At 59.4% G+C, this 8,626-nt stretch carries 12 protein-coding genes; 2 read left to right on the top strand and 10 right to left on the bottom strand.

From position 1 onward, the window contains the following. On the bottom strand, positions 1 to 195 hold a 195-nt coding region (locus tag VGY55_07750; GenBank protein ID HEV2969867.1), incomplete at its 3' end, for a hypothetical protein. 297 nt (positions 196 to 492) lie between these two features. Here VGY55_07750 and VGY55_07745 point away from each other — a divergent pair. Next, on the top strand, positions 493 to 1,035 hold the full coding sequence (locus tag VGY55_07745) for a carbonic anhydrase (GenBank protein HEV2969866.1): 543 nt from the start codon (positions 493 to 495) through the stop codon (positions 1,033 to 1,035). Positions 1,036 to 1,252: 217 nt separating this feature from the next. Here VGY55_07745 and VGY55_07740 read toward each other — a convergent pair whose 3' ends face one another. From VGY55_07740 to VGY55_07725, 4 genes are all read right to left on the bottom strand, one after another. Next, on the bottom strand, positions 1,253 to 1,681 hold the full coding sequence (locus VGY55_07740; protein ID HEV2969865.1) for a low molecular weight phosphatase family protein: 429 nt from the start codon (positions 1,679 to 1,681) through the stop codon (positions 1,253 to 1,255). A 38-nt stretch (positions 1,682 to 1,719) separates the two neighbouring features. Further along, positions 1,720 to 2,220, bottom strand: coding sequence for a DUF1643 domain-containing protein (locus VGY55_07735; GenBank protein HEV2969864.1), 501 nt, complete (start codon positions 2,218 to 2,220; stop codon positions 1,720 to 1,722). Positions 2,221 to 2,305: 85 nt separating this feature from the next. After that, positions 2,306 to 3,022 (bottom strand): hypothetical protein, encoded by a 717-nt coding sequence (locus VGY55_07730; GenBank protein HEV2969863.1) that lies wholly within the window; start codon positions 3,020 to 3,022, stop codon positions 2,306 to 2,308. A gap of 120 nt (positions 3,023 to 3,142) precedes the next feature. Then, positions 3,143 to 3,655, bottom strand: coding sequence for a hypothetical protein (locus VGY55_07725; protein HEV2969862.1), 513 nt, complete (start codon positions 3,653 to 3,655; stop codon positions 3,143 to 3,145). Positions 3,656 to 3,951: 296 nt separating this feature from the next. Between VGY55_07725 and VGY55_07720 the strand changes: the two genes are divergently transcribed. Continuing rightward, positions 3,952 to 4,113 carry a hypothetical protein gene (locus VGY55_07720; protein HEV2969861.1) on the top strand — a complete coding sequence of 54 codons (162 nt, stop codon included), beginning with the start codon at positions 3,952 to 3,954 and terminating at the stop codon, positions 4,111 to 4,113. Positions 4,114 to 4,281: 168 nt separating this feature from the next. Here the strand turns inward: VGY55_07720 and VGY55_07715 are convergent, their stop codons facing one another. From VGY55_07715 to VGY55_07695, 5 genes are all read right to left on the bottom strand, one after another. Then, positions 4,282 to 4,569 carry a hypothetical protein gene (locus VGY55_07715; protein ID HEV2969860.1) on the bottom strand — a complete coding sequence of 96 codons (288 nt, stop codon included), beginning with the start codon at positions 4,567 to 4,569 and terminating at the stop codon, positions 4,282 to 4,284. A 261-nt stretch (positions 4,570 to 4,830) separates the two neighbouring features. Then, on the bottom strand, positions 4,831 to 5,919 hold the full coding sequence (locus VGY55_07710) for an SUMF1/EgtB/PvdO family nonheme iron enzyme (protein HEV2969859.1): 1,089 nt from the start codon (positions 5,917 to 5,919) through the stop codon (positions 4,831 to 4,833). A gap of 236 nt (positions 5,920 to 6,155) precedes the next feature. Beyond that, complete coding sequence (locus VGY55_07705; protein ID HEV2969858.1) at positions 6,156 to 7,139, bottom strand: SUMF1/EgtB/PvdO family nonheme iron enzyme; 984 nt, start codon at positions 7,137 to 7,139, stop codon at positions 6,156 to 6,158. 336 nt (positions 7,140 to 7,475) lie between these two features. Continuing rightward, entirely contained in the window at positions 7,476 to 8,363 is an 888-nt protein-coding gene (locus VGY55_07700; GenBank protein HEV2969857.1) for a hypothetical protein, read from the bottom strand. An 82-nt stretch (positions 8,364 to 8,445) separates the two neighbouring features. After that, the coding region (locus VGY55_07695) for a hypothetical protein (GenBank protein HEV2969856.1) at positions 8,446 to 8,626 on the bottom strand (181 nt) is incomplete at its 5' end.

Genomic DNA, 8,626 nt, shown 5'->3' with positions numbered 1-8,626 from the left:
GACTTTGTTCTCGCCTTTCACCAGGGGCACGATCCGCTCCTCCTCGACCAGGGTCGCGTTCGGATTGTCGAGCTGAATCTCGACCCGCTCGCGGACGGGAAGCGTCATCAAGATGATCCGTGCCGAAGCCCACGAGGCGGGGGCAATCCAAGCTGCGAGAATGGCCAACGGCAATAGCCGGCGAAGGCAAGACATGAGAGGAACTCCGGATCAAGGACGACGTGCGGAAGCGACGAACGAACTGGCGCACACGCCCCGAAAGTGGCGGGCGGGTGCAATCAACCGGCAGCAATTCGTTTCCTCTATGACGCTCCCAACGGCGGAAAGTTCCATGGCCAAGGCATTTCGAGCGGCCACGCTGGTGCCGGCCGCCCCGGCGGATCCGCCGGATCAAATGGGAGCAAACTGACAACCTCATGCAACGCGTTGAAAGAGTCGGTTAGAATGGCATTCGGCAACTTAGGCCAGCCCGCCTATGACGAGGAGGTGTTCATGTCGCCGCCATCAATCGACTCGGATTCCGTACGCAGCTCAACTCTACTTGAACTGGGTCCAGACCTGCCGATCGGCGTTTTCACCAGCACCGAACCCTGGCACGCGGAACGAATTGGCGCGTTGGCCCTCTATTGCAGCGATGGCCGCTGGGGCGAAGCGTTTGACGAGTTTTGCCACAAGCGCTTGGCGATTCCACGGCATGACCGCTGGGCGGTCCCCGGCGGTCCAGCCTGGCTGGCTGCCCGCGAGGGCGACGGAGCGTTCGCCGCCGCTGCTCGCGAGCAACTCGACTTTCTCGTCCATGTGCACGAGCTAGAGCGGATTGTGCTCATCACTCACTACGGCTGCGCCGTCTATGGCCACCGGCTGCCGCAAACCGAGGAAGAGTGCCTGCCGGTGCAAATCGAGGACCTCCGCACGGCGGCCGAAGCGCTACGAACCTGGCACGATGGGATTCGCGAGGAAGGATACTTGGCGATGCGTCGGGGACGCAGCTTGTCGTTCCACGAACTCGGCGCGTGGGGCGAGAAGATCTGGTAGGGGTCGGCCGGCCAGCGAAATCAAGTCTGCGGGCGTTTTCGCGCTCCGAGCTGTCTACAAATGCTGTCACCATCAGACGCAGCAAGCGTAAGCTGAACTGAAACCAACGGCTTTGTCGCGTCGACGGCTTGCTCATCGCCGCATTATCCCCGACCGCGGGCAGCCGGAGCAACAGATACTTGGCGATCGTAGCTCTCGGCCAACTGCTCCATTGCAATCACACCATCAGACTCCGCAGCAATTCAGCGACCCGACTGGCAAGCGCGGGCAGGGCTTCGCTCGGTGACCACACCTCCAGATCGTGAATGGCCCAATACTCCACGGTTTCGCACCAGCCAGCGAACTCGATTTGCAGCAGCGGACGATGTTCGGTTTCCTTGACGGCAACGACCAGGTCGGCGGCCTCAAGATCTGACTCCGAGACCTTTCGCGGAAACCGGATCGGTTCGGCCAAGTGAATTCCCTGCTCTTCGAGGAATTTCACAACGTGGCGGGAAATCGGTCCCGAATTCTCGGGATGAAGCCTCAGTCCACGTGAGTCGGCTCGCCATGGCAAACCTTGAACCGTCGCCGCATGGTTAAAAAGGATTTCGGCGCAGCGGCTGCGGTAATAGTTGCCGGTGCAGAGAAACAAGACAGATTTCATCGGGATCACGTGCAAAGCCGCAACAGCGCCGCCCCGGCTCACGGCGCCACGCGCGGGTATCGGACCGCTGCCGTCGTTGATCGCAAGTAGAGCGGATGTTTCGGTTGCCTGCCTCGGGTCATTCCCAGGCAATGGATCGGCACGTCGCTAAGCAATTCAATGACCGCCTGGCTGCGGTCAAACAGCCCGCCCCAAACTCCCCAGCACGCTACAACCATGTCGCCGCGCCGGCAAGTCTTGAGCAGAGTGGCGTCGTTCCCCGGTCCGACTGGGTCGGCTGCTGCCTTTAGCGCTCGCGGATTCGTCGAGCGGAATGCGAATACGTTCAGCATGTACACGCCGCCGAATCCCCAGCGGCGAGCGAAGCCGATGCAGCGGCGGACCGTCGGATCGTCGTTGATCTGGTCGGCAGTCGAGGGATTCAGGCCGACGAAGGCGACCATCGGATCGGCCGGGGACCAGCGGCGCCACAGCTTATAGCGCCACGTTCCACACGGGCTGAAAATAGCGCCGGACCTTTGCTTTGGAGTCAATAACATTTCCAGAATCAGATGTCCAGTGTGTTGCTCGGCTCCGTGTGCGAATGGAAACCGGATCCGAGGTGTGCCATTAACATTCACACTGTCAGTTCAAGCCAAGGACCAAGTCGACGACCCAGCAACCCCGGACATGCTGGCCTGGTTGGCGGCAGTGAGCCAGCATCGGTCGATCCCGGCAATCGGCTCGTTCCAGAGCGCCGCCCAATTCGGGCATTCGGGCAAACGCCCGGTCGTCGTAGATTGTCTGGGCGAGGCGAACAACTTCGAGCGTTCGCCATGATCGTGCGGAGGTCACGGGGTGGAATGGGCTGCCGAAAATGTCGCGCAGCAAGGCCGCCTGGGTTTTTCGTTCGGCAGCCAGAACCGTTCGGCCGCGTCGTCGTTGAGGCGCTCGATAGCCAGTTGATCCTTTCCATGCGCATGCTTCGGCCGCATGACGCAGAGGGTCTGCACCACTTCTGAACTCCCATGCGACTTCCGCTGCGGCCTTCAAAACGCGATATGTATTCGCCCGGCCGTGCGGACCAATTCCAGACTGGGCGTTTGCAACGGCAAGCGCAACTGCCTGGGCCTCACGTATTTCGTCGACGCGAGCAAACCCGTCCACGTACCGCTCAGCTATTTCGACGGCGCGCCGCCCACGTATGTCGTGGATAAGATGCCAAATCCGGCGCACGCATGCACAATCGAGGAGTCGCTGTTTCCGGTCGGTGAGGATGTCGTTATTGAGCAGATATTCCAGCATCGGGGCTGGATCACCACAGTCTAACCATTCGCTCTCGTCAAAGGTTTTGGCAACCATTCGGAAACAAAACGGGTTGGCCGGAGGCTTCTTGTCTATTCGCTCATCATATCAGACGGCCACCAGAATCCATGTCGGTAATTCTGTCCCGCACTGGTAGCGAATCGCGAGACAATATGTCTATGCGCGTTCAGCCGCTCCACTCAAAGCATCCCCCAGCTTGATCATGCCGGCCTTGATGCTCTTGAGCAGGTCGATCAAGCCGCTGGCGTCGAAGCTCGATAGATCGGCGAGCTGCTTGCGGTATATCTTGGTGGCCAGCGTTTCGAGCCGGCCAGGCCCCATCCCCTTGATCTCGCCAGCAAGCCGATGGGCATAGTCGATCTGCTTTTGGGAGGCACGATAGCAATTGCTTTTGCGGTGAGTGCCGTTGCCGTTAGAGCGGCTGGCGGAGTTGCCAGATTGATTGGTCGGAGCGGTTTCGCCGCCGGCAGTCTGATGCTGGGCCAGCTCATCTTCGACAGCCTGACGGCAAGCCGTGAATGTGCGGCGAACCCGCTCGTGAAAGCCGGCGAGATCCCGGATGACGAGGGCCTGATCGAGTTCAAGTTCGAGATGGCAGCTCGCGGCGATGCTGGAGTAGTCCGGCAGGCCGAGCTTCTTCGAGAGACCGACGTTGAGTTTGAGGAGCATGATGAACTCGTGTTTGGGTTTGAAGAGACTGGGGGAGAACGGCTTTCGGGCGTTGGACGATCTTTTACAGGCCCGCTACATGGCCGGGGAGCGACAATCGGAGACCAGGAGATGGCTCCGAGAGAGCGGTATTGCTACCACGAAGCTCAATCGGCGCTGGAGAGAGGGGCACTCGCCCCCATGGACAGTTCTGCAAAAACATCGTCCGGCGCGTCCAGATCGTCCGGGAGCAGATCGACTGTCACCGAAAGTGGCCACAAACGTGCCCGCCGTGAGTCGGACCCACGGTGGCGGATTTGCAATCTGACCTCGACCCCCTGAAACCCTCGAAGGAAACAGCGATCCGAGGGGCCGATACAGTTCATTTACAGTTCGATTTTGAACTTTCCAAGATCATCGCGGCGTGGCCGATGCTCCCCGAACCGATCCGTCGTGCGATGATGGCGCTGATCGGCTAGGCCGCTCAATCGCGTAGCTTCGCGCGTCGTGCGATGCGACGCCCGATGCCATCTACCCATCGCCCGGCGGCAGCCGTCAACGTCGGCTCGATTTCTGGCGAACCCGTCGATTCTAAAAACTGGTTTGCGCCCAATTGGCGGGAATTCGGGTACTGGCCCAGTTTGAAATCATCGGAACATCTCGATGACTTTGGTGATGCCTGCGATGAACACGAATATGAGCAAAAAGGATGCAACTGCGCACCCAACCAATGCCACTCTTTCATATCTCCCGTGGACTTCCGAACGTTTCCAGCGGCTTGTATCCGTCACGCATATTTCCGTAACTTCGTCAACACTCTCGGACTGGCCAATCTCATCGCAGATCGCTCGCCTGATTGAAGCAAATCTGCCGCTGTCGCACGAAACACGCATCGTGCCGTTTTTAAGTATTTCGACGTTTGGTTCTTCAGGCATCCCCCCATCATACCCGACCGCTCTTGCAAGTCCCACGGCGCTCCCCGCGGGCGCGGCGGCCCGCCGAGTCGCTTGAGCCGATTGGATGCGGCAGCGCGATCCTGGCCGCATGGCCGTCGCTCCCGAAACCGATCCGCCGCGCGATGATGGCCTTGATCGGCTAGGATGCCCCGTCGTTCGCTAGGACGCCGCGTCGTGCGACGGGCGGCTTCATGCCATCTATTGAGTTGTGCAGCGACCGTCGTCAATGCGGGGGGCGGGCTAACGCCTCGCGTCCTGGCTGAGATGCCGATGAGGGATGGCCAGCCCGCGATTCCTGAAGATGAACGACCCGACGAACCCGATGACCGCCATGACAATCGTCGCCGGCTCCGGCACGATTCCCACGCTTGCCACACGGAAGCCGACGCCGTAGCTCTCAATAGTGGGGGCGTCGCTGAACCGCAAAGTCGATCGCGCGAAGCCGGTTGGGTAATTCCAATAGCCGCCACGTTGCCCGCGGTTCGACCCAATCAATGCCTCGTCCCACTGGAACACGTCGCCGCCCATGTCGAACGAGCCGAATGGGCTTTGAGAATCCGAATACGCACCAACACTCGTCAGATAGCTTCCCTGGCCATCGTAATTAAAGGCGGGCGGCGGACCGGCGCTAACATTGCTGAAGTTGCCGGAGTTGGCGTTTCCCGGTGGGGCGAGCGGGATCGGCGGCCTGTTGCTTTGGAACGGGTATACGTAATACGTGCCCGCCGTGCCGTTAAAATAGGCGGCTTTATACCATTCGTCTTCGCTGGGCAGAAGCCAGTGCAGTGCTCTTCCCGCCGCCCAATTCGCGCGCAGTGAGACATCAGGAATCGTCACAATTCCCGAATTGCTTCCGCCGTTTGTGATTGTGTAAGTTCCGCTCTCGGTGTCGCCATTGCCTTGGCCATTGGTGAGCCAGTTGACGAACCGCACCGCGTCGTACCAAGAGACGTAGATCACTGGCTTAAACGCATAGCCGGACCTCGCGCTATACGAGTAGGTCATTGTCCCGGCAGCAACGGAGCGAACTATTCCTCCGTCGTTAACATGAGACACGGAACTGCCCGCATCCAAGCTAGAGTTCCAAAGGCCATAAGGATCAGCGGTGGCAGCCTTTTCGTTCAAGAACTCGGCGTACTGCGAGTAAGTCACGTCGAAGGTGCCGATGCGGTAGGCATACGGCACCGCGCCATAGCCAGTGGCAGAGTCCGGCGCGTTGCCCGGACCGCCGACAGGCACGGTTGAAATTGTTACGGCTCGTGATGTCGTGGAGAGAAAGATAATGATGACGAGCGAGCTGAAAAGCCGAAACTGAATGTTTTCATTCATCAGCGTCCTCCAAGGCCCGTGATAATCCCCTAACGGATGATCTTAGCGGAGCGCGCCGAGAATCGCAAATAAAAGCCGGATCAATCGCTACTCGCAACCACAAATGGACGGCTCGATTCCAAAGGCCCCCTAACGGGTCGCCCGGCGGCCAAGTGCACGGTCGGGCACGGCGGCCGCCGGTCGATTGAGCCGTTGGACGCGGCAGCCGCAATCCCGGCCGCCGTGGCTCGCTAGGCTTAGCGGCGGGGCCGTCGGCGTCTCGCCACGGTCAGCGCGACGATCCCGATGACAAGAAGAATGACGCTGCTTGACTCAGGGACACTCGCAATACTTGCCACGCGGAAACCGGTGAGGCGGAAGTTCTCGCCCGTCGGGGCGAAGAAATAGCCTTGGAAGGAACTCAAGTAGCTTGAGTTGGTGTCGAACGACCCGCCACGCAGGCCGCGTGTCCCAGGCGACGCTGCCGTTTCATTCCATTGAAAAATGTCGCCCCCTTGGTCGAATGTGTTATATGGTCCCGGCGACAGGTTAAAGGCCCCAACAGTGGTCAGAAAGTTGTTTGGATCGGTGTAGCCGCCGTTCCCAGTGCCAGAGGAATCGTAGATGTTCGCGTGGTTGCCCGTGTCGGGAAGCGTGTTGATCGGCGCGGTATCGCTCTGCGTCGGATAAGTCCAGTAGCCCGCATTCACGCCGCCTCCCTTATAGTATGCCGCCTTGTACCATTCGTCTTCGGTGGGAATGAACCACATCGCGCCCGAATTGCGTGTGACGGCCATCAGAGCGGCCACTGAAGTCGCTCCATTCAGCGTGTAGGCACCGGTCTCAGTCGTGCCCGGTCCCTCCGCCCCATTCGGCTGCCCGTTTTGCAACCAATTGGAAAACCGCGCGGCGTCGCCCCACGTGATGAAGTTGATCGGAAAGTTTTCGTGGCCCGCGACGACCGAATAGGAATAACTTCCGGAATTCCCGCTCTGGATGATCCCGGCGGCTGGGAAGCCGTTAGCCATGTAGGAAGTGTAAAGGCCGTATGTGTCAGCCGGGGCAACGGCGTTCAGAAATGCAGCGTATTGGCCGGCCGTCACATCATACTTGCCGATTTGATAGACATATTTTACCGCTCCCCAGGCCCCAAAACCGAGGTTAGCATCGGCCGCGTTGCCCGAATCGCCGACCGTGACCATCGCGATACTGATTGGCCCTGCCTGCGCCGAGCCGACCATCGTTATCGCGAGAATTGCGAGGGTGCAAAATCCGAATGATCTGGAGGCAGCGGATCGGTTCAATTGCTCCCTCGGCGTTTACTAGAGGCCGAACAACAACACGGCAGTTGCAATCGTAACCACGTGCCGGGCGTGGGTCAATTTGCTCGGCACGGCGGCCATCGCATCGTCGGGCGGGATTCTCAACGTCCCACGGTTGCCGCGGCCGGACGCGGGCAGCCGGAGCAACAGATAATCAAGCCACGGGAGCCGCGACCCTGGCCTCCCTCTGCCCTCCAGTCTTCGCTGGCCAGTTCGACTCGGATGAGAACTCGCATCTCTGCGAATTGGGCAACGTTATTGACGTGGCGCCGAGCGCTCAACCCGGATGAAACATGCCGGCAGCGCCTTTTGAAGGTCGGTCAATCCTTCGGCGCTGACGTGGGTTCCATTTAGTTGCAAGTATCGAAGCTGGTGTAAGCTCTTGAGATTCACCAGCCCCACGTCGGATACGTTGGCGAATCCCAGGCCCAGGTTTTGGAGCCGTGTCAACCCTTTTAGATGTTCCAGCCCAGCGTCGGTGATTCCAGTTCCGTCCATGTACAGCGTTTGAAGCTGTGTCAATCCTTCAACGTGTATCAGCGCAGCATTGGTGACGTTCGTGCCTTCCAAAATCAGACGATGGACATGTGCCAATTCATCAAGACTCATCATTTTGCTGGCACTCTTCGGGATGCCCCTCACGCGTACGGTCACCGATTCCACCTCACTGAAGAAGTTCTCGCCGAGCAACTTTCGCAGCCAATTCGGTCCCGTCGGTTTTGCCGAGCGGTTGAATCCATACGATTCAATTTGGTAATCGTGGAGCACGTCACCGCCGTCTTTGAGAATCGCCGACACTGCTTCCCGCTCCAGCCGTTTCTGTTCCATTCTGCGCGTCACCCAGGCGGATGCGACCGAACAAATGAGCGTGAAGATCAGCAACGAGCGCAGACTGAATTGATACCAACGGCGGACGCGAAGAATCGGGCGGAGTAGAGCAACGATTATCGCGATTGCGACGCAGACGACGGCAATCCACGCCGTCCAGGCCTTGTCCTCATAACGGCCGAACCAGCGAAATATCGCCGACAAGAGAATAATTACCTCGACGGCGAGCAGGGTCAGCAGCAAGGGATCTGCTGTAAACGGCAACCAGCGGCGTTTGCGTTTCGGCGGATCAGCCCTCGGCGGCTCGATTTGCATGGCCGCATTATCCCCGACCGCGGGCAGCCGGAGCAAGGGATACCCGGAACTCCTCAGTTATTTCAGTAGAGTCTCCCGATGTCTAGTTCTCAGGTTGAACGCGGTATAGAACCGCTCCGTGGGAGTTGACCGTCGCGGAAATCGAGACCGTGACGCCGCCAAGATCCTTGTGGGTCCAAAGGTCGCGGACCTTGCAGGGGCCGCTGAAGCCAATATCAGCAAGAGAAATGGAAATGTTGGCGGCCTGCGTCGCAGCCGGATCG

Source organism: Pirellulales bacterium, assembly GCA_035939775.1.
GTDB lineage: Bacteria > Planctomycetota > Planctomycetia > Pirellulales > DATAWG01 > DASZFO01.
This window is presented reverse-complemented; position numbering and strand designations above follow the sequence as displayed.